Annotated in this window: 26 protein-coding genes and 1 pseudogene; all 27 read right to left on the bottom strand. The window is 37.6% G+C overall.

The window, feature by feature from the left end; all coding sequences use genetic code 11:
- Window positions 1-23 precede the first annotated feature (23 nt).
- The 27 genes and pseudogenes from H9632_RS01200 to H9632_RS01070 all read right to left on the bottom strand — a co-directional run bounded on the left by H9632_RS01200 (window position 24) and on the right by H9632_RS01070 (window position 25,620).
- Window positions 24-560: a cell division protein SepF gene (locus H9632_RS01200; protein ID WP_191702305.1), complete on the bottom strand. Its 537-nt coding sequence runs from the start codon at window positions 558-560 to the stop codon at window positions 24-26.
- 12 nt (window positions 561-572) lie between these two features.
- A complete protein-coding gene (locus H9632_RS01195; RefSeq protein WP_191702304.1) occupies window positions 573-1,241 on the bottom strand; it encodes a YggS family pyridoxal phosphate-dependent enzyme in 669 nt (222 codons plus the stop codon).
- 75 nt (window positions 1,242-1,316) lie between these two features.
- On the bottom strand, window positions 1,317-1,556 hold the full coding sequence (locus tag H9632_RS01190; RefSeq protein WP_191702303.1) for a PRC-barrel domain-containing protein: 240 nt from the start codon (window positions 1,554-1,556) through the stop codon (window positions 1,317-1,319).
- 102 nt (window positions 1,557-1,658) lie between these two features.
- Window positions 1,659-2,429: an RNA polymerase sporulation sigma factor SigG gene (gene sigG / locus H9632_RS01185; protein ID WP_191702302.1), complete on the bottom strand. Its 771-nt coding sequence runs from the start codon at window positions 2,427-2,429 to the stop codon at window positions 1,659-1,661.
- Between the two features lie 90 nt (window positions 2,430-2,519).
- A complete protein-coding gene (gene sigE / locus H9632_RS01180; protein ID WP_191702301.1) occupies window positions 2,520-3,227 on the bottom strand; it encodes an RNA polymerase sporulation sigma factor SigE in 708 nt (235 codons plus the stop codon).
- Between the two features lie 13 nt (window positions 3,228-3,240).
- Entirely contained in the window at window positions 3,241-4,062 is an 822-nt protein-coding gene (locus tag H9632_RS01175) for a sigma-E processing peptidase SpoIIGA (protein ID WP_191702300.1), read from the bottom strand.
- Between the two features lie 184 nt (window positions 4,063-4,246).
- Window positions 4,247-5,407, bottom strand: coding sequence for a cell division protein FtsZ (gene ftsZ / locus H9632_RS01170; RefSeq protein WP_191702299.1), 1,161 nt, complete (start codon window positions 5,405-5,407; stop codon window positions 4,247-4,249).
- 40 nt (window positions 5,408-5,447) lie between these two features.
- Entirely contained in the window at window positions 5,448-6,743 is a 1,296-nt protein-coding gene (gene ftsA / locus H9632_RS01165) for a cell division protein FtsA (protein ID WP_191702298.1), read from the bottom strand.
- 113 nt (window positions 6,744-6,856) lie between these two features.
- Complete coding sequence (locus tag H9632_RS01160) at window positions 6,857-7,210, bottom strand: small basic family protein (RefSeq protein ID WP_191702297.1); 354 nt, start codon at window positions 7,208-7,210, stop codon at window positions 6,857-6,859.
- Between the two features lie 14 nt (window positions 7,211-7,224).
- Window positions 7,225-7,932, bottom strand: coding sequence for a DUF881 domain-containing protein (locus tag H9632_RS01155; protein WP_191702296.1), 708 nt, complete (start codon window positions 7,930-7,932; stop codon window positions 7,225-7,227).
- A gap of 23 nt (window positions 7,933-7,955) precedes the next feature.
- Window positions 7,956-8,696, bottom strand: a complete 741-nt coding sequence (locus tag H9632_RS01150; RefSeq protein ID WP_191702295.1) for a DUF881 domain-containing protein — start codon at window positions 8,694-8,696, stop codon at window positions 7,956-7,958.
- On the bottom strand, window positions 8,686-9,537 hold the full coding sequence (locus H9632_RS01145; RefSeq protein WP_191702627.1) for a cell division protein FtsQ/DivIB: 852 nt from the start codon (window positions 9,535-9,537) through the stop codon (window positions 8,686-8,688). Before H9632_RS01145 ends, H9632_RS01150 begins: the two co-directional genes overlap by 11 nt.
- A gap of 7 nt (window positions 9,538-9,544) precedes the next feature.
- A complete protein-coding gene (gene ftsW / locus H9632_RS01140) occupies window positions 9,545-10,600 on the bottom strand; it encodes a putative lipid II flippase FtsW (protein WP_404829002.1) in 1,056 nt (351 codons plus the stop codon).
- 45 nt (window positions 10,601-10,645) lie between these two features.
- A complete protein-coding gene (gene murD / locus H9632_RS01135; protein ID WP_191702294.1) occupies window positions 10,646-11,998 on the bottom strand; it encodes a UDP-N-acetylmuramoyl-L-alanine--D-glutamate ligase in 1,353 nt (450 codons plus the stop codon).
- Window positions 11,995-12,969 carry a phospho-N-acetylmuramoyl-pentapeptide-transferase gene (mraY, locus tag H9632_RS01130; protein ID WP_191702293.1) on the bottom strand — a complete coding sequence of 325 codons (975 nt, stop codon included), beginning with the start codon at window positions 12,967-12,969 and terminating at the stop codon, window positions 11,995-11,997. Before mraY ends, murD begins: the two co-directional genes overlap by 4 nt.
- Window positions 12,970-13,110: 141 nt before the next feature.
- Window positions 13,111-15,027, bottom strand: a complete 1,917-nt coding sequence (locus H9632_RS01125) for a penicillin-binding transpeptidase domain-containing protein (RefSeq protein WP_191702292.1) — start codon at window positions 15,025-15,027, stop codon at window positions 13,111-13,113.
- Between the two features lie 329 nt (window positions 15,028-15,356).
- Window positions 15,357-17,273, bottom strand: a pseudogene (locus H9632_RS01120) (penicillin-binding transpeptidase domain-containing protein); the annotation flags it as partial.
- 38 nt (window positions 17,274-17,311) lie between these two features.
- Window positions 17,312-17,692 (bottom strand): cell division protein FtsL, encoded by a 381-nt coding sequence (ftsL, locus tag H9632_RS01115; RefSeq protein WP_191702290.1) that lies wholly within the window; start codon window positions 17,690-17,692, stop codon window positions 17,312-17,314.
- Between the two features lie 3 nt (window positions 17,693-17,695).
- Entirely contained in the window at window positions 17,696-18,646 is a 951-nt protein-coding gene (rsmH, locus tag H9632_RS01110; RefSeq protein ID WP_191702289.1) for a 16S rRNA (cytosine(1402)-N(4))-methyltransferase RsmH, read from the bottom strand.
- Between the two features lie 26 nt (window positions 18,647-18,672).
- Window positions 18,673-19,104, bottom strand: coding sequence for a division/cell wall cluster transcriptional repressor MraZ (gene mraZ / locus H9632_RS01105; protein WP_191702288.1), 432 nt, complete (start codon window positions 19,102-19,104; stop codon window positions 18,673-18,675).
- 175 nt (window positions 19,105-19,279) lie between these two features.
- Window positions 19,280-20,896: a bacillithiol biosynthesis cysteine-adding enzyme BshC gene (gene bshC, locus H9632_RS01100; protein ID WP_191702287.1), complete on the bottom strand. Its 1,617-nt coding sequence runs from the start codon at window positions 20,894-20,896 to the stop codon at window positions 19,280-19,282.
- Between the two features lie 106 nt (window positions 20,897-21,002).
- The gene (locus H9632_RS01095) at window positions 21,003-21,398 is read right to left on the bottom strand and encodes a DUF3397 domain-containing protein (RefSeq protein WP_191702286.1); all 396 of its coding nucleotides are present in this window, start codon (window positions 21,396-21,398) and stop codon (window positions 21,003-21,005) included.
- A complete protein-coding gene (locus H9632_RS01090) occupies window positions 21,395-22,288 on the bottom strand; it encodes a ketopantoate reductase family protein (protein WP_191702285.1) in 894 nt (297 codons plus the stop codon). The genes H9632_RS01095 and H9632_RS01090 overlap by 4 nt, the downstream gene beginning before the upstream one ends.
- A 68-nt stretch (window positions 22,289-22,356) precedes the next feature.
- Window positions 22,357-23,895: an acyl-CoA carboxylase subunit beta gene (locus H9632_RS01085; RefSeq protein WP_191702284.1), complete on the bottom strand. Its 1,539-nt coding sequence runs from the start codon at window positions 23,893-23,895 to the stop codon at window positions 22,357-22,359.
- A 17-nt stretch (window positions 23,896-23,912) separates the two neighbouring features.
- Complete coding sequence (locus H9632_RS01080) at window positions 23,913-24,125, bottom strand: biotin/lipoyl-binding carrier protein (RefSeq protein ID WP_191698509.1); 213 nt, start codon at window positions 24,123-24,125, stop codon at window positions 23,913-23,915.
- Between the two features lie 136 nt (window positions 24,126-24,261).
- Window positions 24,262-24,648 (bottom strand): transcriptional regulator, encoded by a 387-nt coding sequence (locus H9632_RS01075; protein WP_191702283.1) that lies wholly within the window; start codon window positions 24,646-24,648, stop codon window positions 24,262-24,264.
- Between the two features lie 207 nt (window positions 24,649-24,855).
- Window positions 24,856-25,620 (bottom strand): enoyl-CoA hydratase/isomerase family protein, encoded by a 765-nt coding sequence (locus H9632_RS01070; RefSeq protein WP_191702282.1) that lies wholly within the window; start codon window positions 25,618-25,620, stop codon window positions 24,856-24,858.
- Between the last annotated feature and the right edge of the window lie 45 nt (window positions 25,621-25,665).

The following is a 25,665-nucleotide window of genomic DNA, read 5'->3' as shown; positions in this document are numbered from 1 at the left end:
TTTTTTTACCTCACAAAATTTAATTACTCAAACGTTAAATTGGATATTTCTCCTGAAACTTCTACATTTTCTGGTGTACATAAGAAAATATCATTTCCAATACGTTGAATATCTCCACCTAAAGCATACACTGTTCCGCTTAAAAAATCGATTATTCGTTTCCCTTGGTCACGATCAATCCGTTGTAAATTAACTACGGTAGCACGCTTGTTTTTTAAATGTTCTGCGATATCCTGTGCTTCGGCATATACTCTAGGCTCAATTAAAACAAGTTTTGAATTTTTTGATGACGATGCAGCCTGTAAGCTCACAACATTGTTATGATTTTGCGTAACAACTTCATTGCGCGGTGGTTGCTGTTGCATTTTACGCTCCTTTTTCATTCGATTTTGAATGAGTTGTGGTTGATGCTTTTGCCCCGAATCCTGATAATACTGTTGTGAATCACTTTGTACAGCTTTTGGTGCTTGCTTTTGCGATGTTTGCGTTTGAGCCTGATCATATTCTTCTTCTAATTCTTCTAAATAAAAGAATTTATCAAAAATGTTTTTAATGCTCATATTAAACCCTCCTTAACCAACAAGAGCTGTTCCAATTCTAACAAATGTCGCCCCTTCTTCAACTGCAATTTCGTAGTCATTTGACATGCCCATCGATAATTCAGTACAAGGTACATTTGGTATGTTCAATTGTGACACTTCCTGTTGCAATTGTTTTAACTGTTTAAACACTTGCCTTATAACGGTTTCGTCTTCTGTAAAAGGAGCCATTGTCATTAAACCCACTACTATAATCTTTGAAAATTGCCCAAGTTGCTTCACAAATTCCAGCGTTTGCTGCTTAGTTAAGCCGTGTTTGGATTCTTCTCCAGAAACATTCACTTGTATAAAACATTTCACAGCTTTTGTTGCTCGTTTTTCAATTTCCTCAGCTAAGCTTAAACGATCAAGTGAATGTAAATAGTCAATATCATTGATAACTTGTTTTACTTTTCTCGTCTGTAGAGAGCCAATATAATGCCAGGAGACATTTGAATTAATAGATTGCAATTTATTCGTCAAGCCTTCAGGGCGATTTTCTCCCAAGTTTGTTAACCCAGCTTCTATTGCCTCTTTAGTACGATTGACATCTACTTCTTTTGTCACTGCAATAATGTTTACTGTTTGATCTGTATTTGCACGTTGTTTAGCATTTACTATTTGTTTTTGAATATTTAACAGATTATCCTCGATTTTCGCCACTTTTTTCCCAACTTTACAACAATAGTTTCTTACATTGTAACAAGGGACACTGGAATTTTCAATGAATAGGGTGAATTATTCATCATATGATTTCACCAATATAACATCTTTTCCAACTGTGAGTATATGACTAAATGCAATCTTCTTCACTAACTCTTCCCCTTGAAATAAATGGTAAAACTTTTTAGGTGGAGATATTATAAAGGCAGTGATAACTCCTTCTTTTTCATCTACCTCTGCATCCACAATATAACCTATAAATTTACCGCTTGTTGCTTCAATGATTTCCTTCTCTTGAACGGTTGAAAAACGCATTCCTCCATCCTCTCTTTGAAATTTAAATTACACTTGCATAAGTATTTGAATATAGAATAAAAGGACAGCCCTACATAGTTGGACAGTCCTCATCATTTCTATTTAACGAAAATCACGTTTCATCATTTCTACTGCACTTTTTTCCAATCTTGAAATCTGTGCTTGTGAAATACCTAAAGATTGGGCAATTTCTGTTTGTGTCTCACCTAGGAAAAAACGTTTTTCTATAATCATTTTTTGTCTGCTATTTAATTTTTTCATACTTTCTTGCAGTGAGATCGACCCCACCCAATGTTCTTCTGTAACTTTGTCTTTAATCTGATCAATCATAAAGATTGCATCACCGCCATCGGAATAGATCGGTTCCTGTAATGACATAGGGTCCTGAATTGCATCCAGTGCAAATAGTACATCTTCTTTTTTCATCTCTATAGCCTGAGCTAATTGTTCGATAGTTGGTTCTGTTAAATGTTCTGCAATATATTGCTCTTTCGCTTTCATCGCCTTATACGCAATATCGCGTAATGATCTGGAAACACGTAATGCATGGTGATCTCTCAAATGACGGCGAATTTCACCCATAATCATCGGTACAGCATATGTCGAAAATCGTACATTATGCTTTAAATCAAAATTATCAATTGCTTTCATTAAGCCAATGCAGCCTACCTGAAATAGATCATCCGCCTGTTCACCACGATAGGCGTAGCGGCCGACAATGCTGAGCACTAAACGTAGATTGCAAAATACCAATTGCTCACGAACAATCAATTCCCCTTGCTGTAATCGGATAAATAAATCCTTCATTTCATCTGGCTTTAGTACCGGTAATGTTGATGTATCTACACCACATAATTCCACTTTTGTACGCATACAACTTCACCTTCCGAACTTGATTGTCTTTTGTCTTTTCAATCATTTTGTCCGAAATGTTCGTCGCTATGCGCGCCAAAATTAACCATCTTATGCAATTGGTTCGTTTAAATATTCCCGTAAATCTAAAATAATTTTTTTCTCTAATCTAGAGATATATGATTGCGATATGCCTAAATGATCCGCTACTTCCTTTTGCGTCATTTCGTCCTTTCCATTTAATCCAAAACGGCATTCCATAATGTATTTTTCTCTTGGTGTTAGTTGATTAATGGCATTGAACATGTGCTGACGTTCGATTTTACGTTCTACGTCCAATGTAATAATATGTTCCTCAGTACCTAGTATGTCAGATAGTAGTAATTCGTTGCCATCTGCATCGGCATTTAACGGCTCATCAAAGGAAACTTCCCCTTTCATACGGCTCGTCTTACGTAGATGCATCAAAATTTCATTTTCAATGCAACGTGATGCATATGTGGCTAATTTTATATTTTTGTCCAAATTAAATGTTTCGATCGCCTTAATAAGACCTATTGAACCGATGCTAATTAAATCCTCTATCGGTGTGCTTGTATTATCAAAACGTCTTGCAATATAAACAACTAAACGTAAATTTCTTTCAATTAACATGTCTCTGGCATGCAAGTCACCATTCATAAAAGCTTCGACTACGACAACTTCTTCTTCTCGAGTTAATGGAATAGGCAATGAATCATGTCCCCCTATATAGTATGTCCCTTTTTTTCTAAAGTAGCTCAGTATGTTTAAAATTATTGATTGAATTTTTCGAAACAATATCGATCCTCCCTTATGAATTCGTTAGGACAAACACATGTGCAATCATTTGTGCATTTTGCGGAAAACGCGCATCATTTTTCGTAAAAACAACATAGTGGTTTGGATACGCTTTATCACCAACAGTAATCGAAGCACGAAAAGCTGGTACGAGTACTGTGCCTTTTTGTACCGTGGTAATCGGAACTATACGTATTCGTTTTTGTACTTCTTTTGAAAACATTGTCAATGAGTAAGGTTCAGTTTCACTCCATGCAAGTAAACGTTCATTAAATTCCTGAGATAACATAGATTGAACAGATTTAAATGAGATAAAATGTACGGGTGCTTGGCTAAAAGGCTCCGTGCTTTCATTCCCTGTATCTATATAAGTTAATAGCTCTAATTGCATATCCAGTAATTCAACTTTACTAGTTGTCACATAACGACTTTGTGCAACTTGCTGCAATTTTTGAAACCAACCTTTTCTCATTATTGTCAAACTAATACATACTATGCCGAAACATATAAAAATATATGCGAAAAATGGAGATGCAAGCAAAAATGGCTGTAATGCTGTTAATAATCCACCAGCGAGCAAAGTAGCGATCACAATCCACTTGCCTTGCTCAAAAAATATTTTCCATTTAAATGAAAAAGCAATGCCTAATAGTAAGATGAAACTTACAAGCAACATAAAGATGTTTCCCATAAATAACACAGCAATCATCGCACTACTAAAGGCCGCTAAAATTAATCTCCAAATTGGAATGATGGTGTATGTCATAGTTGCTGTAAATTTTAATAATACGAGATTCATTAAAAAGTTCATTAAAAGAATCCATTCTGCATACATGTATTGTCCTCCTAAAACAAGGTTATCAAAGCAAATGCGAGATTTTTGTCTAACCGTTGCAGTAAAATCCAATAATCGTATGACATAGTATTACTTCATTCAAAATCATTCGACAAAAAAGCTAGTTTAACGCTTCAATTCCGAAACGTTAAACTAGCTTTTAAATTGTATATTTAATTGATAATTAGCGATTGCGACGGTTACGTAAAAACGTCGGAATATCCAGCGCATCATCCTGCTGATAGCTTGTTTGCTGCTGCTGTTGTTGTTGTGGTTGACGCGGCGCTTCTTGTTGTACCTGTTCTTGCATACGTGTAGGTTGCTGTTGTGTCGCAGCTTGTTGGCGCGCTCCAATTGACGGGCGCACAGGCTGTGGTTTTTGGACAATAAAGTCGTCAGAGAACCCTGTTGCAATTACAGTAACAATTATTTCATCATTTAAGTTGTCATTAATAACAGAACCGAAAATCATATTAACCTCTTCATCTGAAGCTAATTGTACGATATCTGCTGCTTCCTGAACTTCAAATAGACTTAAGTTCGTTCCACCTGTGATGTTCATAATAACACCTTTTGCTCCATCAATTGATGTTTCAAGTAATGGAGAAGAAATAGCCTTTTTAGCTGCTTCTACTGCGCGATTTTCACCTGCAGCAATACCAATACCCATCAATGCAGAACCTTTATCGGACATGATTGTTTTCACGTCAGCAAAGTCCAGGTTGATTAAACCCGGTGTAGCGATTAAATCCGAAATACCTTGTACACCTTGACGCAATACATTATCCGCCTCACGGAAGGCTTCTAGCATCGGTGTTGATTTATCTACAATTTGCAATAATTTATCATTTGGTATAACGATTAATGTATCAACGGCTTCCTTCATGGAAGTAATACCGCCAATTGCCTGAGTCTGACGTTTACGGCCTTCAAATGTGAATGGACGTGTTACAACACCTACCGTCAATGCACCTAAATCACGCGCAATAGAAGCGATTACCGGCGCTGCACCTGTACCTGTACCTCCGCCCATTCCAGCAGTAACGAATACCATATCTGCTCCGCGCAATACTTCTTCCAACTGTTCGCGGCTTTCTTCAGCGGCTTTTTTTCCTACTTCCGGGTTGGCACCTGCGCCAAGTCCTCGAGTTAATTTACCGCCAATCTGTAATTTATATTCAGCTTTTGATAGATTTAAAGCTTGTGCGTCTGTATTGACTGCAATAAAATCTACGCCTTGTACACCATGCTCTATCATGCGGTTTACAGCATTGTTACCGCCCCCACCAACGCCTATTACCTTAATAACGGCTAATTGGTCCATATCCGTTTCGAATTCTAACATACACTTCTCCTCCTAATTGTTCACGTCATTCATTTTCGTATTAATCGAAAAATTTGTTTAACAGGTTTTTTGCGCGATCAATCACACTTACTTTATTTGCGCTTTCTACTCTCTCCGGCCCATTTGCTTGTTTTTTAGAAGGAGTTGATTGAGTAGGATAAGGTGCTGCATATGAAGAAGCGTCTACTGGCTCACTTCTTCCATAAAAGTCGTCTTCTGCATTCGCGTATCGTATTAAACCAACCGAAGTTGTAAAGGCTGGTTCACGAACACCGATATAATCCGGCGTATAAATACGAACTCTCGTCAGCATAATTTGACGTGCCAATTGGGCAATGCCCTCCAGCTGTGCTACTCCACCAGAAATCACTATACCACCGGGTAAATCCTGTATACCCATTCGAGCTAATTCATCTAAAACTAGTTCAAATAACTCTTCTAAACGTACACCGATAATCTCCGAAATATAGCGTTGGCTATATTGATCTGTTGTATCTGTTCCAACGACAGGTACATCAAATAATTGCTCATCGGAAGCATCATCATAAAAAGCATGTCCATATTGCTTTTTAATTTTTTCCGCTTGTTCAGTTGGTGTTTTTAATACAATTGATAAATCTTTTGTAATATGATCTCCACCGACTGGGATAACAGCTGTATTCTTCAATAAACCATCCTGGAATACAGCGACCGTTGTGGAGCCGCCACCTAAATCTATATAAGCTGTTCCTTGGTTTTTTTCGTCTTCCGTCAGCGCAAAATTTCCTGCTGCTAACGGTTGTAAATAAATTTCACGAATTTGTAAACCTGCACGTTCTACACATCTTAATACATTATGTACAAGCGTCTTCGAGGTTGTAATCATCGTTGCATCCATCTCTAAGCGAATACCAATCATACCGCGCGGGTCCTTAATTTCATCTAAGTTGTCTACTATAAATTGTTTAGGAATTAAGTTTACTAGCTCTCGCTCTGGTGGAATCGACATAACTTGTGCAGAGTCAATTACCCGTGCCAAATCATCATCCGTAATTTCACGGTCTTCCCCATTTACCGCCACAACTCCTTTTACAGGCTGTAATATGGTTTGATTTGCTGGTACACCGAGCACTACTTCCTCTATTTTTATACCAGTCATTCGTTCTGCTTGGTCCACAGCTTTTTTTATCGACTGTACAGTTGCATCTATATCAACAATTGCACCTTTTCTTATACCAGTTGATTTCACATGACCTACACCAATTACGTGCAATTGATCATCGTTCATTTCTCCGATTAGGACCTTTATTGAAGAAGATCCTATATCGAGTGAGACATAAATTTCTTGATGATTCAACTTCTGCACCTCCTTCGATTACTCCTATAGTTTATTCTATTGTAAATTTACATGATTGTCTAAGTAAAACGATAAATTGTAATGATATTTTAACGTGATTGTTATGAGTTTTCCTACTTATTAAGTTTTCTATTTTCAAATTTTGTCAAAATTAGCCTACGAATTACCGCAATATTTTGAAATAGTCGTACTCCAAAGGCAAAAATTGCTGCTAAATACAAATCTACCCCTATATGAACTCCTAAAAAAGCTAACCCTGCAGCTAAAATTATATTAAAGAAAAACCCTGAAATGAATACTTTATCGTCATATACTTGTTGAAGTTGTGCGCGAATTCCGCCGACCATTGTATCGAGAGCAGCTAGCACAGCAATTGATAAATAGTTTTCATAGACGGATGGAATTTGAATATCTGTTAAAATACCCAATACCACACCAAATATAAGTCCTAAAAGTGGTAACCACATATTCGCATCCCCTTCTATTTCTCAGATAGATAATTACTTTTTTGTACGGTTACGACTGAGTTTATTCGTACATTTTTTTCTGCTTCATGAATCGTCAACACAAGATTGTCAATGTAGAATTCATCCTGAAATGACGATGCCAATAAATGATTCTTTAATTTTTCAGCTTGCTCATAAGTAGGGGTTATTACATTTATCTCTATATTTGTATCCTCTATCGGCTCACTATTTACAGTTGTTTTTCCGTTAATATCACGAATGGCGGTATTATACGTCAATCTTTTGTCATCAATTTCAATTGCTTGTGCATTACTGCGATATAAATCGTTAATAAGGCGAATTAATAATTCAGGGGATACGGGCTTGATTTCATAACCAAAGTTCATTAGCTCCTGCGAAGGCTCGATTGTCAATGTCAAACCTGGTCCCCTTGTTGGTAATATACCTGCACTCTCTTTTAAATTATCTACTGTTTGTTCTAATAGAATTTCAGGATTATTAAATTCCGCATCTTCGTATTTACTTACTGTGTCAGACAGGTCACTAATTGCTGTCAGAAGCTCTGAATGACGCTCCTGTTCCACTGAAAGTTGTTGACGTATTTCCCATATATCTACTGTGTTTCGTTCAGCTGGGCTTTGAACAGTGTTGTATTGCACTGCCAGCATAAAGCCAATGATGAACGAGATCATCGTAATATTACGGTACATTTTTTTCGTCATCATCTTCCCTCCGATATTATGCCTTACTCATCGCTGATAGTTTTCATTTCTATTAAGTCGCTTTTTTCTACCGTCACGACAATTTGTTCATTTATCAACTGGTCAAAGACCCCACCTGACAATTCCAATGAGGAGACTAACACCTCTTGGTTTCCTACTGCTTCCACAACAAACGGTGCTGGATACTGTTGTCCATCTATCGTAATGACTGGTCCGTTACAAATAATATACGAATTTGGTTTTAACCGCTGTCCGTTAATTGAGATGCCTTCAGCTCCAGCAATTTTTAATTCATTTAATAATTTAAATATGTGACTTTCGTGAACAATATACTCATTTGGATTCGTTGTATTGGGATTATAATCACCATCGCGAAGTGTAATTTTGATTCCTGGTCCTACTCCTGCCGATAATCCTAATAATAATCGTAATTGTTCTGCATCCTGTCGATTTTGTTCATATTGAGCCTCATTAGAGGAAAATTGCTTTTCATATGCTCGAATTTTATCTTCCAATTGTGCGAGCTCTTCTGCCAACTCTTTGTTGCGTTCCTTTTTTGCAATTAAATCTTCTCTGTACTGATTTTCTTGCTCAAATTGTGGCGAGGCAGAGCTTAGCGTACGCTTGTCCTTTGATAAATTATAAGAAAAACCGATTATAAAACCGGTTATTATACATACAATTAGTAAAGCAATATATTTACGAGACAACAATAATGACTTTTGCTTAGGTTGCTTACTGTTGTTGTTATCGCTATTCATCATTTTGTTCTTCCAGTTGCCCCCCTTCTTCGGTCTCCGCACTACCTTCATCATTTAACTCCGGATTTTCTGAATCCTTGCCCAATAAAGAGTATTCATCTGAAAAAGGTCTGTAGTAAGAACCCACTTCAATATCTACAACCCCTTTTTCAAATGCTTCCTCATTTTCAATTTGAGCGACAATTGACGGATAGTAATTAAGCTTTTCAGCTAAAGTATTTGCATCTGCCCTTACTTCATAACCATCATTCATATAAAGTGTAATCGAATAAGGATCAGCCTCGGAAGGATTTGCATTAATTTGGGATATGAGTGACAATACTTCAGGCTTTAATTTTGCAAGCTCCTTTAATAGCTTTTTCCGTAATGACTCATCTTCAAATTTCAAAAAAATTGGGGCGTCGATTGGAACAATTTCATTAGGTTCATTAAAAACAACCCCATTATCCAACATTGGGTGAAATTCTCCATCCTTTGAGATATAGGCAACTTTTTGCCATTCCTCGACCGTAATTTCAATTTCATTTAAAAACTTCCGTCGTACCTCTACCGATTTGACCCATTCATGCTGAGCAATCAATTCCTGCACATCAGGTATTTTAAATCCCCATAAAGAATCATCAACATTTAGATTTGACTGCTCAATATAAAATGTATCTTCTTTAAGCTGTGCGCCCTTTATATTGATTTTTTTAATATCGCTATAAGGTAATTGAAAATAAAGAAGTATCATGATGATGAAAAGAAATACCGTAACTAATGCAAGAAATTTTAAATTTGTACGTCGTCTTCTACGTTTTTTCATAGTAGGTACGCGCTCTGTAATATCGATTATTTTTTCCATCATCTTCCTACTCCTTTCTTTTATCATTTGAAAGATTCAAAATGAGCGCTACGGTGACCCATATTACAAGCAACGAAGTCCCTCCATAGCTAACAAATGGTAATGTAACACCCGTTACGGGTAATAAATTAATAACAACCCCGATATTAAGACCTGCCTGAACAGCAATCATCGTTGTTAGTCCGCATATTGCATAAAAGTGAAATACATGATCACACTGTAAAGCCAATCGATAACCAAATACTAAAAAGCACGCAAAAATAAGCAGTAGTCCCATCCCGCCAACAAGTCCGACTTCTTCCAAAATAATGGCAAAAATAAAATCATTCTGCGGCTCTGGTAAATATAAATACTTTTGTCTGCTTTTTAGTAAGCCATGTCCAAATAATCCTGCGGGTCCTATTGCAAATAAGGATTGTACTGCCTGGAATCCACTGCCCAAAGGATCGGCCCATGGATTGATAAAAGCTTCAATACGTTTTAGCCGGTATGGGGCAGCAATGATTAACCCGACCAATCCAGCCATTCCAAGACTTATTAGAATTACATAGAGTCGCAATGGATATTGCGCAATAAAAAACACAATTAAAACAACAACTACTAAAATAAAGACAGCACCAAAATCTGGCTGCAACATAATAAGTGCAGATGGAATCATTAAAATTACAAAATGTTTCAATTGAACAATACGTTCATACGATTTACGCTGAGATAATAATGCGCTAATATAAATAATTGTTGTTACTTTGGCAATTTCTGCAGGTTGAACGGTTAATGGCCCTATTCCAATCCAGCTCTGTGATCCATTTCTAACAATTCCGATACCAGGAATCAATACTGCAATAAGTAACACAATCGAGACAATATAAAGCATGCCCCATACCTGTTGACTTCTCAATAATTCCCATTTCATCATGGCTATACAAACAAATAGCGCAATAATAAAATATATAGCCTGCTTTTGGTAAAATGGGGTTTGTCCAGTATAGTGAACATTACCCCAATATGTACCCGCAGAAAATATAAAAACTATTCCTATTATTGACAAAACGATGGCACTTATAAAAAAATATTGCTGTAACTTTTGTGACAGTGTAACTATCCTTTCTTATGAAAGTTTCATAACACGATCAATAAATAAGTCGCCACGAATTTCAAAGCTCTCATGTTGATCCCAGCTTGCACATGCAGGTGACAATAGAATAATGTCACCTTCATCAGATATTTTTGCTCCATAACCGACTGCGTCCTCTACATCAATTGCACGTACAATATTTGTAATTCCACATGACTTTGCAAATTCAATTAAGCGAAGTGCAGTTTCCCCAAATGCGACAACTGCTTTTACGCGTGTCATTTCCTTACGAAGCTCTTCAAATGAATGCCCACGATCCAATCCACCGGCCAACAAAACAATTGGGCTGTTAAAGGCTGCTAATGCACTTTTTGTTGCCAGTACATTTGTTGCCTTTGAATCATTATAAATTTTTCGTCCTTGCCATTCTCGCACAAATTGTGTACGATGGCGAACTCCTGCAAAAGTTGCAAGCACTTCCTGAATCGCTTCAATCGGACAGTTTTGCAGCTTAGCGGCTGCTACGGCACATAATATATTTTCCAAATTATGTTCACCTGGTAAAACGATTTGTTCACGACTTAATATCGCTTCTCCGTACCAGTAAATATTATTAGTATCTGCACTAATGCCATTATCCGACCGGCCTTTAGTTGTGAAAGGTACTAATTGCGCTTTTGACTTTCGAGCATAATTAGCAACAATTTGCTGATCAGCATTATAAATAAAATAGTCGTCGCTCGTTTGATTACGTGTTACACCGAATTTTGCTTCTGCATATTCCTCAAATGTCCCATGGTAATCTAAATGGGCTTCATAAAGATTTGTTAAAATGGCAATACGTGGTCGGAAACTTTTAGTGCCCATTAGTTGGAAAGAGGATAATTCTGTCACAATGACCTCTTCTGCGCTTGCTTCTGCCGCAACACCACAAGCCACAGTACCAATATTCCCAGCAATTAGCGGCTTCAATTGGCCAGCTTTCAACATTTCATAAAGCAAAGTCGTTGTTGTCGTTTTACCATTCGAACCCGTTATACCGATGAAAGGTGCTTCACTTACTAAATAAGCAAGTTCCATTTCTGTTATGACTGGCAAGCCCTTTTCAACGGCATCCGCAATAATTGGGTTCGTATAAGGAATACCTGGATTTTTAACGACAAGTTCAAATCCTTCATCCAACAAATCTTCTGGATGACGTCCACAAATTACTGTAATCCCTTTTGATAGTAGCTCTTGCGCTTCCGGGTTTGCATCAAATGGTTTTGCATCATTGACTGTTACAAATGCTCCTAATTGATGAAGTAGTTCTGCAGCCGCAACCCCACTTTTTGCTAAACCTAACACTAGTACTTTTTTTGATTGCAATCCTTCAAACTTCATCATATTAACGCCTCCGCTAAAACTGCTATAAGTGCTACGACACAACCAGTCGACCAAAATACAAGGACGACTTTCCATTCAGACCAACCTGATAATTCAAAGTGATGATGAATAGGGCTCATTTTAAAAATGCGCTTTTTACGAAGTTTGTAACTTCCTACCTGTAAAATAACCGACAATGTTTCGATGACGAATACAAGCCCGATTAATAATAACAGCAACTCCTGCTTTACTAATACCGAAATCATTGCCAATGCACCACCAAGTGCAAGAGATCCTGTATCTCCCATAAATACTTTTGCCGGGTTTGCATTGAAAATTAAAAACCCAAGCAGAGCACCTGTTACAGCGAATGCAAATAGTGCAATATCGGGCTGCTCATTAAACAGCGCAATAACACCGAATGCTGCAAACGCGATTGAAGCTGTACCTGATACAAGTCCGTCTAACCCATCTGTTAGATTAACTGCATTCGAAAAGCCTACTAACCAAAAAATTAAAAACCCTACATACAAGATTCCTAAATCAATGGACATATCTGTATATGGAATTCCTACTGATGTGTCAAAAGATCCTAAACGTAATAGCAAAAATGCTGCAATAGCAATAGCAATTTGACCAATTAACTTTTGTAGTGAAGTTAATCCTAAATTACGTTTAAAAATAACTTTTAAACCATCATCCAAAAAGCCAATAACCCCAAACCCAACTAAAACAAGTAATAATACAACCGTTTGTGTTGTAAATAAGTCGAAAATAATTGCGACAATTATTGTCGAAATTATAATGGCTAATAAGAAAATTAATCCACCCATTGTAGGTGTCCCAGCTTTTTTCATGTGGGATTGAGGTCCTTCTTCTCGAATACTTTGCCCAAACTTCAATCTACGTAAAAGCGGTATCCCTATTGGTGCTAAAATGACCGTCAATAAAAATGATGAAAAAAGTATGGTCAATGTTGTTGATAATGTCATAATATATCTCCTTTAAAACTTCTGTCTGGATATGATGGAACGTTTGATTTTTCAACGGTTTGTATCTGTATATGTTATTGTGAAAAAACAACCCTCACTATAATAGTTGTTTTAGAGGAATTTTAAAAGGCTGAAATCCAATTAATTTCCTAAATATAAATGAACAATGTCGGTTTGAAGAATTTGGCTATCTGGTTTCGGCACTTGCTCGATCACTTCATTTCCTTCTCCGTGCCATTGAATTCTATAAGGATACAAATTCGGTATAACCTTTTCCTTTGTCAACCCAACAAAATTTGGTATGCGCTCTGTCAATTCATCGCCCCAAACATAGTTTCGTTCTATTTGATTCTCTTGCTTTTCTATATTGTATAGTGGTGCCGCGTCCTCAATAATGCGACCGACAATCGGTGCAGCAATTACACTACCAAACTGCAATCCACTTTTTGGGTTATCTACCGCTACATAAACGATAATTTCCGGATCATTCGCTGGTGCAAAACCGATGAAAGAAACGATATAATCTCCATCCTTATAACGTCCATTCTCAACTTTTTGGGCAGTCCCAGTTTTGCCTGCAATACGCAATCCATCTCGGAAAGCTTGGCGGCCGGATCCTTTTGCTACAACTAACTCTAAAGCATGACGGACTTTCTCCGATGTTTCTTCACTAACTACCTGGGCTTTCACCTCAGGTTTCTGCTCCATAATTACTTCATTTGTATTTCCATCCAAAATTTTTGCTACCGTATACGGCTTATACAGTGTGCCACCATTGATAGCAGCTGCGACCGCTTGCATTTGCTGAATTGGCGTTACGGAAACACCTTGACCAAAGGACGTAGTAGCGTGTTCTACAGGACCAAATGCCTCTTTTGAAAACAATATACCTGAAGATTCACCCGCTATATTGGAACCTGTCTTTTTACCGAAACCAAATCGATGGATATACTCGAGTAATTTATCCGAGCCAATTCGTTGTCCAAGCTCGACAAATCCCGGGTTACAGGAGTTTTGTACGACTTCGTAAAATGATTGGTCTTTATGCCCTTCACGTTTCCAGCAGCGTAAACGTGCTCCTTCAACCATTGTATAGCCCGCATCATGAAAATGGTCATGTTCCATATCTACAACATCTTCTTCAATAGCAGCGCTCAGTGTAATAATTTTGAATGTTGAACCTGGCTCATACGACATAAATACAGGCAGATTACGATTATATATACTTGGATCCACTTCTGAAAATTTGGTTGGATCATACGTTGGAAAAGAAGCAAGTGCCAGTATTTCCCCACTGTTCGGATTCATGGCAATCGCCAGCGCCTGATCAGCATCATATTCCACCATTGCCTGCGACAATTCTCGTTCGACAATCTTTTGGAGCTTTAAATCAATCGTCAGCTGGATTGTTGCCCCATCCTTACCGTTTTTCCATTCGTCATCTACATGCTCTAACGTATTCCCTTTTGCATCAGTGAATAATCGAATTGCTGCATCCGAGCTTTTTAATAATTCATCATATTCGTATTCAATTCCTGCTAAACCTTGATTGTCAACACCTGTAAAACCTAAAAAACGCGCTAACAAATTCCCGTGTGGATAGGACCTCACATAATCGACTCCACTGTACAAGCCTGGAATTTGCATTTGCTGGATTGTTACCGCTTGATCATATGAAATATTTTTTGCTTCCGGTGCTATTTTTACTAAAGAGATGCGTTGCTCCAGTTTTTTCAAAATTTTGGCTCGATCTTTGTTCAGTACTTTGGATATGGCATCTGCTACATACTCTTTATCTTCATTTTGTGATGGCATGAAGTACAACGTTGGTGCTAATTCATTAGAGACGATTACCTCTTCGTTTCGATCGGTAATTTTTCCTCGCTCCGCATGGAATGGAATTTCCCGGTCCCAATTCTCTTTCGCCATTGTCGAAAGCTTATCATACTGAATAACCTGAACGGACACTAACTTAACAAAAATCGCCACGCCGTATACTACTAGTGCGATGGCGATCCATGTTAAGCGTTTTTTTGATTTTGTTGTTACCCACTTCATTTTATGACACCTCACCTAAAATAGCGTATGTTATAAATGAAGTTTGTATTCAACTCTCTCTAATCTTGTGGAAGTTCTTCTTCAATTTCTTCGTCTTCCAATTCCATATCTTCTGCTGGTGGTATCGAATGTTTCTCTTCAGGTGTTTTCAGCTTTACAACAATTGGAGCATCGTCAACAATTATCGTCCCTTGGGATATACTCTGACTTTCTACATACCCCTCACCAACAATTTCAATCGGAAGTTTTGACAATGATTTATAGACAAGTAAATTACGCAATGACCAGTTTTCAAATGAAGGTACCGTAATGTCACCATCTGTTTTTAAAAATACGATACTTCCTTTTGTCAATGAAGTATCGGCAACCGGGAACTGTTCTGAAATCTCTCCGCCTTGACCGATTAATACTGGCTGTAGCCCATCTGCCTGTAGTTTAGTCATTACTGTATCGGTTTGTTGTCCTATATAATTCGTAATTTTGCTCGTTTGCACTTCTGCTACGTCCGCTGGATTAATATTCATGTATTTCAAACTATTTAATATAACTGAATTAAATACTTGAGATACCGGGTCAGAACCGATTTCTGTCTTACCAAGTTTCGGTTTTGCCACTGAAATAAACATAACCAGCTGCGGGTCTTCCATAGGTGCCATCCCTAAAAATGAATAAAGGAATTCATTTTTCCCCCAGTCATAGCCCACACCACTTACTTTAGGCATTTGCGCTGTTCCCGTTTTCCCAGCAACATTATACCCTTCAATTTGGAAACGTTTCGCATTACCTGCTTCACCATAAACTGTGGAAGCTAGGAGCTCTCGCGCTTTTTTTGCTGTATCTGCAGAAATGGGTTGTCCTTTTTTTGTAGGCTCAGAATCTACTATAATCTCACCTGTGTTTGGATTTACGATTTTATCAATAACATATGGCTGCATCATTTCACCGTCATTCGCAATTGCAGTTATACCTTGAATTAACTGAATTGGTGTAACAGTTGAGCCTTGTCCGAATGTTGTTGTATACTTTTCCAAAGGATAACGCGAGTTAATAATTCCACTTGCTTCATTTGGAAGATCAATACCCGTTTTTTGACCGAAGCCAAATTCCTTTATATAGCCTTCGTAAGTTTCCCATCCCATAATATCAAGCAAATTTGTCATTGCTGTATTGGATGAGCGCTGGAAACCTTCTAAATAGGAAATCCTTCCCCAACCGTACGTATTATGGTCTTTCACCGTATCTTTATAAACTTTATACTGTCCCGACTGGTATTTTTCATTCGGGTACCAATTTCCAGAATCGATTGCTGCTGCAACCGTAAATGCCTTAAAAGTAGAACCTGGCTCAATCGTGTTTTCGATCACATCGTTCAGCCAGTTACCCTCCAAACCTTCACGTGTATCCGGGTTAAATGTTGGCCGCTGTGACATTGCCAATATCTCTCCTGTTTTAGGATTCGCAACGACAGCAACCATTGATTGAGGTTTGTACTGATCATTTACGCGGGACATCGCCTCATCCAAAAAATTTTGAATGGTTTTATCGATTGTCAAATAAATGTCATTACCATCTTGCGCATCCTGTATAATTTTATCGCTATTTGGCAATAAATAATTACGAGCATCTCGTTGGTATGACAATTTACCATCTTTACCTGTTAACTGCTCGTTATAAATAGATTCAAGCCCCATTTTGCCTACGACAGAGGAATTGCCTTTATCATCCGTTTCGCGCAATGCAAAACCGATTAGATGGGAAGCGAAAGCACCATTCGGATAATAGCGCTTTTTGTCGCTATATAAAATGATTCCAGGTAATTCGAGTTCTTCAATTTTCTTTTTCACTTCATGACTAATCCCGCGCCCCGCAAGTCCAAATTCAACTTGATATGTGTTTGCTCCAGACTTTGGAGTTAGTCGGGCCAATATTTTTTCTTCATCCATTGGGATAAATTGAGCTAACAATTTGGCTGTTTCTGCCTTATCCACAACATGACGAGGTTTATTTTTATTTTCTGTTGCAGATTCATTAATCACGGCCACGAGCCGATAGCTTAGCGTATCTTCAGCAATTACATTTTCATTACGATCTAAGATTTTCCCACGGTCTGCCGATAGTACATAGCCCGTCTCGTACCTTGCTAAAGCTTCAGCCTCTAGCTCATGCCCTTTTACTACCCCAGTTGCCTGTATCGATACGAAGCGCCAATATAATAGTAAAAAGAGCCCTCCAAAGATTAAAAACATTAGAAAGGCTCCATACTGGTAACGAAATCTTCTCTTTTTCATTCCCCCGGCACTACCTTCACATTTTTCTCATTTAGTGTTAATCCGAGTTCTTTCGCTTTTTCCCAAATACGTTGATGAGTGGAGCGTTCACTTACTTGAACTTTTAAATCAGTATTATTATTATTTACCTCAGCTATGTCTCGTTCAATTGATTGGATTTCCATACTAAGTGTTTGGATTTCTCCTTGAGTATGTAATATGGAAACAGCGAAAAATGCTACTATGACTGTAAAGATTACGAACAAAAACTTTTCCCGTGCAGAAAAAAGCTTTAATTTCGGCTTTTTTCTAATGACAGGTTGTCTTTGTTCTTCTTGCTGATGTTGAGGTAGTTCTGGCTGCTGTTGAATATATACTTGCCTAGCTCTTAATGCCATTTATTACCCACGTCCTTTGTCATTAATTTTTTCAGCGATGCGCAATTTTGCTGAACGTGAACGATTATTCGCAGCTAACTCCTCGTCTGTTGGTAAAATAGGCTTTCTCGTCACTAATTTAAGGATAGGTTTCATATGTTCCGGAATAACCGGTAATCCATGAGGTAAATCCGGTAATGATGAAGCCTCTTTAAATAGTGTTTTTGTCAAACGATCTTCTAATGAGTGGAATGTGATAACACTAATACGACCGCCAATTTTCAATAAATCGATAGCATCTACTAATGAATCTTCTGCTGCACCTAACTCATCATTTACAGCAATTCGAATTGCCTGGAAGATTCGTTTTGCGGGATGTCCACCTTTTCGACGTGCTGGAGCTGGAATACCATCTTTAATAAGCTCTACCAATTGCCCTGTCGTTTCAATAGGAGCAATTTCACGAGCTTGTTCAATTTTACGCGCAACTTGTTTTGAAAACTTTTCTTCTCCATACCTGAAGAATATACGTACTAAATTTTCGTATGACCATTCGTTCACGACATGATATGCACTAATTTCTGCCGTTTGGTCCATACGCATGTCAAGTGGCGCATCATGGTGGTAGCTAAACCCTCGTTCTGGTGTATCAAGTTGTGGTGAAGAGACACCTAAATCATATAAAATTCCATCTACTTGATGTATATTCAGTTTGTGTAATTCCTCTTTTAAATAGCGGAAATTTGCATGTACGAATATGACACGATCTAAATAATCGGCTAATCGCACTTTTGCGTTTTCAATGGCTGTTGTATCTTGATCGAAACAGATCAAACGGCCGTTTTCTGACAATTGCTGTACAAGGTATTCGCTATGTCCCGCACCACCTAATGTACAGTCTACATATATACCATCTGGATTGATGTTCAACCCATCAACAGTTTCTTTCAATAATACAGTTGTATGATCGAACATAATTTAAAGCACCTCTTACTTAGTAGTTAAAAATCAAAACCAATTAAATTCTCTGCTATGTCACCAAAAGATTCAGCAGACTGTTCAAAGTATTGCTGCCAAGCTTCCTTAGCCCAAATCTCAATTTTACTCGATACTCCTAAAACAACGCACTCTTTTTCAAGATTAGCGTATCCGATTAGTGTAGATGGAATGTTAATTCGGCCTTGCTTGTCCACTTCTACCTCTGTTGCTCCTGAAAAGAAAAACCGTGCAAATGCACGAGCATCCTTTTTCGTCATTGGTAAATCTTTTAATTTTTCTTCGAGTTTTCGCCATTCATCCATAGGATATCCAAAAATACACTGATCTAGCCCACGTGTCAGTACAAAGTGTTCGCCAAGCGAATCTCTAAACTTTGCCGGGACTATCATTCGACCTTTTGTATCAATAGAATGTTGGTATTCTCCCATGAACATGCTACTCACCCCACTTTAATAAATAATGTACCACATTCCCCCACTTTCCACCACTTATTTCATTACTTCTAATACCAATAAAAATAAATTAAGTAAATGAGCATATTCTCACACATACGTTCGGTGAAAAAAGACCCAAAAAAGAGTTATCTTCATATGAGATAACTCTTGTTTCTTATAATGAAATTAGGTTGTGTTGATCTGAAATACCCATCGGAAGTTCTAATAAATCATCAATCAAAGACTCTCCGTAGGTGTTAAGAAATAAATACGGGTTATAAAATCGTTCTTGATACTGGTTATTTGGATATAATGAAGCTTGGATCGTTTTGTAGTGCCGAATTTCAGTTTCATGCTTATCAATATTTTGCTTCTCGAGCTTCGTTTTCAAATAGTTAAATTGTCTTTCATGGTAGTTTTTATTCTTTTCTAATAAATCCTCTCGATGATAGTTTTCACTTCGTAAATAGTCAGTAAGTTCTTCATATTGACGGTGCAATTGCATCTTCATCTGTTCAATAGCATTGTTTACGCGATCGTCTTTTAAGCTTTCTACGAATTGTGCCATCTTTTGCTCATTTTTATTTGTAAATACATCTGTTACCGTAAGCTCTTTTTGCTTCAACAATGTTTCTACCTGACGTGTAATCAATGTCATGCTTAATCGCGGTGCAAAAATCGGCATCTGCAGTTGCAATGTCTCAAAGGCAGGCTTTAATGTTGCCCAATAGGCTAATTCACCAGGACCACCAACAAAAGCTAGTACTGGAAGTGCCATTTCCTGCATTAAAGGACGAGTAACAACATTGTTGCTTAAATTTTGAGGAGATTCGCTCGCAAAGGCTAACAGCTCCTCTTTCGAAAATTTTACAGAAGCAGCACTGTTTTTGAAGAAGTTTTTTTGGCGTTCCAATAAAAAACGCTCTCCTTCTCTAATGTAAAACAAATTCGCATTTTGCTCTGTCGCTTCAATAGGCATAGAATATCCTGCTTGAGCAAGCTTTTGCTCTTGAGCAACGACACCTTTCGCAATTTGTTCATTACGCTCAATCAATTGTGCAAAATACATTTTTTCATATTGTCTAAACGGCTCAAATGTTGCATCCAACATTAATAAACCATGTTTTTCGAACAAATCATTCATCAATAATGTGAAAAAATCAGTAAATGTTTTACTATTGCTCGCATGCTGCAATACATTTTTCAGTAATCCCTCTGTATATTGTGTTTCTCCAAAATCTTTAAAAACATTAACGATAAATTGCTGTAGGGCCTCGCCATTCAATTCAGTCGTAGATGCCATTTTTTTCAGCTTAGAACGTTCACTATAGCCGCGCTTTTTTATTTCTCCATTCACCATTGTGTACGTGTGATTTATCTCTTCTATGTCATGATCTTCACCGGCAATCCAAAACACAGGTACGACTGGTGTATTTAAAGCTTTTCGTTGCTGTTCGGCAAGTAAAATGACCGAAATTGCTTTATGGATAGAGTAAAGCGGTCCCGTTAATAGACCTGCTTGCTGACCACCTACTACAACTACAGCTCCTTGCTCCAATTCATTTAAGTAATGATTCGCCTTTTCCGATAAGCCGTATCGTTCCATATAACTTCGTATCACTTGAGATAATTCTTTTGAACGGTATGAACGGTTCTTTAAATACGCCATCCTTTTCCCAAAAGATTCCACATTGTATTTGTATTCAAAAAAAGAATGTATATTAGCGTGTTCCGACCAATAATCTTCCAATAGCTTATTCGTCACGGGGGAATGGATTTGTTCTAGCTGCATGAAAATTCTCCTCTACTTCTCTCTTACTCAATTTTAAAACCATTTAATAAATGCTTTTATCCCCTATTTGCCATTTAATTACAGCAAAAGAAGCAAGCAATACTATTTAATCTATCATCATAAATACCATAACTGAATGGGTAATTCCAACAATCCAAATCAGGAAATAACTGAAGCTGAACAATAGGAAGTAAATACGCCAAATTTTCCTTAAAAGCGGCTTTATTTCAATCTCTTTCTTCGTTCGCCAATCAATATATGTAAATACAATCGCAATAACAAGCACCATAATGAGCATTGGCATCAACACTCCAATATCCCATAGTCCCCTCATCGCAATCGGAATTGAAAAAAATAAAAGAAATGTCGTTATATCCGCCGCCAAACCAATCGTTCTACGTTTGTTCATTCTCAGCTTACGGCAAACGGCTACTACGGCGATAAAAGCAATGATAGGACATATAATAATTGTCGCCAACGCGAATTGAAGGAATACGATCACGTTTTTTCACCACTCTCTTCAAATGCTTTCACGAGCAAATAAAGCGTCTGTAAAATAGGCATTTTTTTATTATTTTGCTCTGCTTTTTTTAAGACCGCACCTGCAATTGTATCAATTTCTGTTCTCCTATTCGCCAGTCTATCCGCCAGCATGGATGATTTGTTTTCCGCTGTTTGTTCACACAATGCGACAACTTGATCAAATTGGAATGTTTTTTCAAATTGCGGAAATGTAAATATTATTTCACTGTATAGACTTTTCAACAACAAAAAAGTACTGTTGTCGGAAATTAATTGGCCATTCTTTACTTTTAGTATCGCAGTCAATGGATTGATAAAACAATTTAATAACGCTTTTTCCATCAACATCAGTTCTGCATCCCGCTCAAATATTATTGGAAGCTGTATAGATGAAAGTTTTTCTAAAAAAGCAAATTTATCACTGTCACCTTTAGCTACCGCAACTTTCATCACACCCTTACCTTTATGTGCAACATGGTTTGCTGAAAGTTTCTGCGCACCAAATTGAATTGAGCAAAATGCAATATGTTGCATGTTCAGTGCAAGTGCTTCCTCATAATGAGCCAATCCATTTTGCAAAAACAAAACAGGAATAGAGGTTTTTACACCTTCCATACTTGCATACACTTCATGAAGTTGTCCATATTTTACAGCCACGATTATTAAATCCGCTTTATTTGAAACTGCAGAAATATACTTACCTTGAATAGTAGTAATAGATTGATCCAAATTTGTACGTATATATTTAAAGTCTAAATTCATCTCTTGTTTAGATGTTTTCCTGACAATAAATACATCCATTTTCTTTTCCGTAAAATAACTTGCTAGTAATAAACCAACTGCACCTGCACCTATGATTTCAATTCGCATTTATTATACCTCAAATTTATTTCGAATTAAAAAGGTCTGCCTTCAAGACAGACCTTCAGCTTACATTATTATACTGGATACACCGGATGTTTTCGATACGGTAAAACAATTTGTTTTGAATTATAGTAATTAAAGCGCTGAATTAATGTATTGCGCAGTTGATTTGGTGCAACTATATCGTCAATTACCATTTCTGAAGCCAATTTATATAAATCAATTTCTTCTTTGTATTCTTCTATTTTTTGTTTTACAAATTGAACGCGCTCTTTTGGATCCTCAATCGCCTCAATTTTATTTGAATAAACAGCGTTTACAGCAGCTTCCGGACCCATTACCGCAATTTGTGCAGTTGGTAAAGCAATGACTGCATCAGGTTCGAATGCAGGACCGCACATCGCATAAAGACCAGCACCGTAAGCTTTACGAACAATAACTGAAATTTTCGGTACAGTCGCTGAACTCATGGCAGAAATGAATTTCGCACCATGTCGAATAATTCCTGCTTTTTCAACTTTCGTACCAATCATAAAGCCTGGTACGTCAGCCAAAAATAATAGTGGAATTGAAAATGCGTCACATAGCGTAATAAACTTCGCAGCTTTGTCTGCTGAATCTATGAACAATACGCCACCTTTAACTTTCGGCTGATTTGCAATAATCCCTACTACCTGACCATCTATACGAGCGAGCCCAGTAATCAACTCTGGTGCAAATAGTTTTTTTATTTCAAAGAAGCTGTTTTCATCTATTAATTGATCGATACAGTCATACATATCAAAGGGAGCATTTTGATTTTCAGGAATAATTTCTTCCAATGTTTTACCGCTTTTCGGAGACTTTGTTTCGTCAACCGGCGGAAACTCTGCAAAGTTCGCAGGGAAGTAGCTCACATAGCGTCTTGCTTCAAGTATTGCTTGTTCTTCATTTTCCGCCAATACATCTCCACAGCCACTTACGGTACAATGCATGCGGGCCCCGCCCATTTCTTCCAGCGAAACCTTTTCACCTATTACCTTTTCAGCCATACGCGGAGATCCTAAGTACATTGAAGCGTTACCATCCACCATTATAACTATGTCGCAAAAGGCTGGGATATATGCCCCCCCTGCAGCAGATGGACCAAATAAAATACATATTTGAGGAATCATTCCACTCATACGCACTTGGTTATGGAAAATACGTCCCGCACCACGGCGGCCCGGGAACATTTCAAGCTGATCTGTAATTCGGGCACCTGCAGAATCAACTAAATACAGCATTGGAACCTGCATTTTTTCTGCAGTCTCTTGAATACGTATTATTTTTTCAACCGTGCGCGAACCCCATGATCCTGCTTTAATTGTCGAATCATTTGCCATAACGCAAACGGTCTGTCCATCAATTTGGCCAATTGCCGTTACGACGCCATCTGCCGGTAAATCTCCAGCCTCACAATTGGCAAAACGAGCATCTTCCTCATACTCTCCATCGTCAAATAGTTGTTTTAAGCGTTCACGGACAAAAAGTTTGTTTGTTTCTTTTAACTTTTCGTGATACTTCTTTTGTCCGCCTTCATATATTTCTTCTACTTTTTGCTGTAAATGCTCATTATAAGTAGGCTGTGTCATTATCATTCCTCCATCGCTTATGCTAGTTCTACTAATACATCATTCTCTTCAACAAAATCTCCTTCAGCTACTACAACTTTCGCAACTGTTCCATCGGATTCTGCATCATGAGCGATTTCCATTTTCATAGATTCCAAAATAATAAGCGTTTGCCCTTTTGTCACACTGTCCCCTTCTTTAACACTTACTTCAAATACCGTACCTGCCATTTGTGCTTTTACTTCTGCCATACTAAAAGGCCCCCTTGTTAGAAGATATTTGCGCATTATTACGCTATGTTTCTACTTCTATTGTAAGTAGCCTTAAAATTAATTACAAATATTTTCTCGAAAAATAATTTTATTTCTATCTATTGCCTCATTTCCTTCAACTTGTTTTACCTTTTGTCAGAGTAACTCCTTGTTGAAGCCACTTCGAAATTTTGTCATAGTCCGATTGCAGTTCTGAATATTTCATTTCCAGATCGTTATACGCCTCTGTCAATTCTTCGAAGCTGGATAGGGCTAATTTCAGATGACTGCGCATTAATTGCTTAGGACGCTTTCTGACGCTATTTAGCACCTGTCCATACTGTGCACGTAATGTTTTATTCCAGCGGAAACCACACGCTTGTTTTGTCCTGTTCAATTGCTGTGCTGCCTCTTCAAACGCTTCTAATTGTGTACGTCCATTTTGCACCGTTTGAATAACAATTTCAGCTAACTTTTCATCATCTGTAATTGTCCATTGATCTTTCCTTCTTTTTTGTTCCACAGTTGCACCACCTCATATTTTTTACTACTATATGCCATGATGAACAAAATAGACTTAAAAACAAAAAAAGTTACGAGAAAAATAGTTTTCATCGTAACTAGGGGAATTGATTGCCATTTGGGTTCGGACAATTCCACAAAAGTCACCCCCTCCACTCCAATCAACTTGCTTTATATAACATTGTTCATTAATAAATCTTATACAAATTTATTTTTTCTTATTCAGGAAATTTTGTACCGCTTTATGGTGCGCTTCGGACTCCCATAGCTTTGCACATAATCTAATTTCTTCCATGACGCGCTCATACATGTTACGTTCACGCCATTTCCTTAATTCAATTTCTTTGTAGGCCTGGTGGACAGAAGGGTGGATTTTTGCCATATGTTCGATAAAATCCGCAAGCGCCTGTTCTTTTGTCCCTTCAATATATACACGCATAGCCCAACCTATATCAAATAAGGTTTGCGCATCATACGGCTTTGCATCGACCAACATCTTCAAAGCTCGGTCATGACGTAAACCTCGCTCAAATAAATACGTTCCACCACCCCATCCAGATGTAATCGCCAAAGAACCCTGAATGAAGCCGGCTTTTGCATGAGAGGCGATTAAGCGAAAATCACAAGCTGTCGCAATTTCACATCCACCACCCACAGCCGTACCATTTATTAACGCAATTGTCGGAACCGGCAATGTCGCTAAATCATATAAAATCTGTCCCATTTTATTAAGCATACCAAAAGCTTCTTCTTCTGTTTCCAAACTATGAAATTCAGATAAATCCCCACCTGAACAAAATGATTTTTCACCGGCACCCGTGACAACTAGAAAACGTACATCATCATGACTTTTTATGTATGTAATAACTTCCTTTAACCCATCCATAACAGCATAGTTAATTGCATTTCGTTTTTCTTCTCGATTAATCGTAAATGTCATAATTCCGCCTTCATTATGAATTAAGTAATCCATTCACCCATCCCCTTTTACTTTTAATATAGCAGAAAATATATTTTG

The sequence above is a fragment of the Solibacillus merdavium genome, from assembly GCF_014836935.1.
In the GTDB taxonomy this organism is placed as follows: Bacteria; Bacillota; Bacilli; order Bacillales_A; family Planococcaceae; genus Solibacillus; species Solibacillus ferritrahens.
This window is presented reverse-complemented; position numbering and strand designations above follow the sequence as displayed.

Bases quoted from the DNA above. Each gene is read 5' to 3' on its own strand.
- H9632_RS01200 (WP_191702305.1), bottom strand. From the start codon at position 560: ATGAGCATTAAAAACATTTTTGATAAATTCTTTTATTTAGAAGAATTA.
- H9632_RS01190 (WP_191702303.1), bottom strand. From the start codon at position 1,556: ATGCGTTTTTCAACCGTTCAAGAGAAGGAAATCATTGAAGCAACAAGC.
- sigG (WP_191702302.1), bottom strand. From the start codon at position 2,429: ATGCGTACAAAAGTGGAATTATGTGGTGTAGATACATCAACATTACCG.
- H9632_RS01175 (WP_191702300.1), bottom strand. From the start codon at position 4,062: ATGTATGCAGAATGGATTCTTTTAATGAACTTTTTAATGAATCTCGTA.
- ftsZ (WP_191702299.1), bottom strand. From the start codon at position 5,407: ATGTTAGAATTCGAAACGGATATGGACCAATTAGCCGTTATTAAGGTA.
- H9632_RS01160 (WP_191702297.1), bottom strand. From the start codon at position 7,210: ATGTGGTTACCACTTTTAGGACTTATATTTGGTGTGGTATTGGGTATT.
- H9632_RS01155 (WP_191702296.1), bottom strand. From the start codon at position 7,932: ATGACGAAAAAAATGTACCGTAATATTACGATGATCTCGTTCATCATT.
- H9632_RS01150 (WP_191702295.1), bottom strand. From the start codon at position 8,696: ATGATGAATAGCGATAACAACAACAGTAAGCAACCTAAGCAAAAGTCA.
- H9632_RS01145 (WP_191702627.1), bottom strand. From the start codon at position 9,537: ATGGAAAAAATAATCGATATTACAGAGCGCGTACCTACTATGAAAAAA.
- murD (WP_191702294.1), bottom strand. From the start codon at position 11,998: ATGATGAAGTTTGAAGGATTGCAATCAAAAAAAGTACTAGTGTTAGGT.
- mraY (WP_191702293.1), bottom strand. From the start codon at position 12,969: ATGACATTATCAACAACATTGACCATACTTTTTTCATCATTTTTATTG.
- H9632_RS01125 (WP_191702292.1), bottom strand. From the start codon at position 15,027: ATGAAGTGGGTAACAACAAAATCAAAAAAACGCTTAACATGGATCGCC.
- ftsL (WP_191702290.1), bottom strand. From the start codon at position 17,692: ATGGCATTAAGAGCTAGGCAAGTATATATTCAACAGCAGCCAGAACTA.
- rsmH (WP_191702289.1), bottom strand. From the start codon at position 18,646: ATGTTCGATCATACAACTGTATTATTGAAAGAAACTGTTGATGGGTTG.
- mraZ (WP_191702288.1), bottom strand. From the start codon at position 19,104: ATGTTCATGGGAGAATACCAACATTCTATTGATACAAAAGGTCGAATG.
- bshC (WP_191702287.1), bottom strand. From the start codon at position 20,896: ATGCAGCTAGAACAAATCCATTCCCCCGTGACGAATAAGCTATTGGAA.
- H9632_RS01090 (WP_191702285.1), bottom strand. From the start codon at position 22,288: ATGCGAATTGAAATCATAGGTGCAGGTGCAGTTGGTTTATTACTAGCA.
- H9632_RS01085 (WP_191702284.1), bottom strand. From the start codon at position 23,895: ATGACACAGCCTACTTATAATGAGCATTTACAGCAAAAAGTAGAAGAA.
- H9632_RS01080 (WP_191698509.1), bottom strand. From the start codon at position 24,125: ATGGCAGAAGTAAAAGCACAAATGGCAGGTACGGTATTTGAAGTAAGT.
- H9632_RS01070 (WP_191702282.1), bottom strand. From the start codon at position 25,620: ATGGATTACTTAATTCATAATGAAGGCGGAATTATGACATTTACGATT.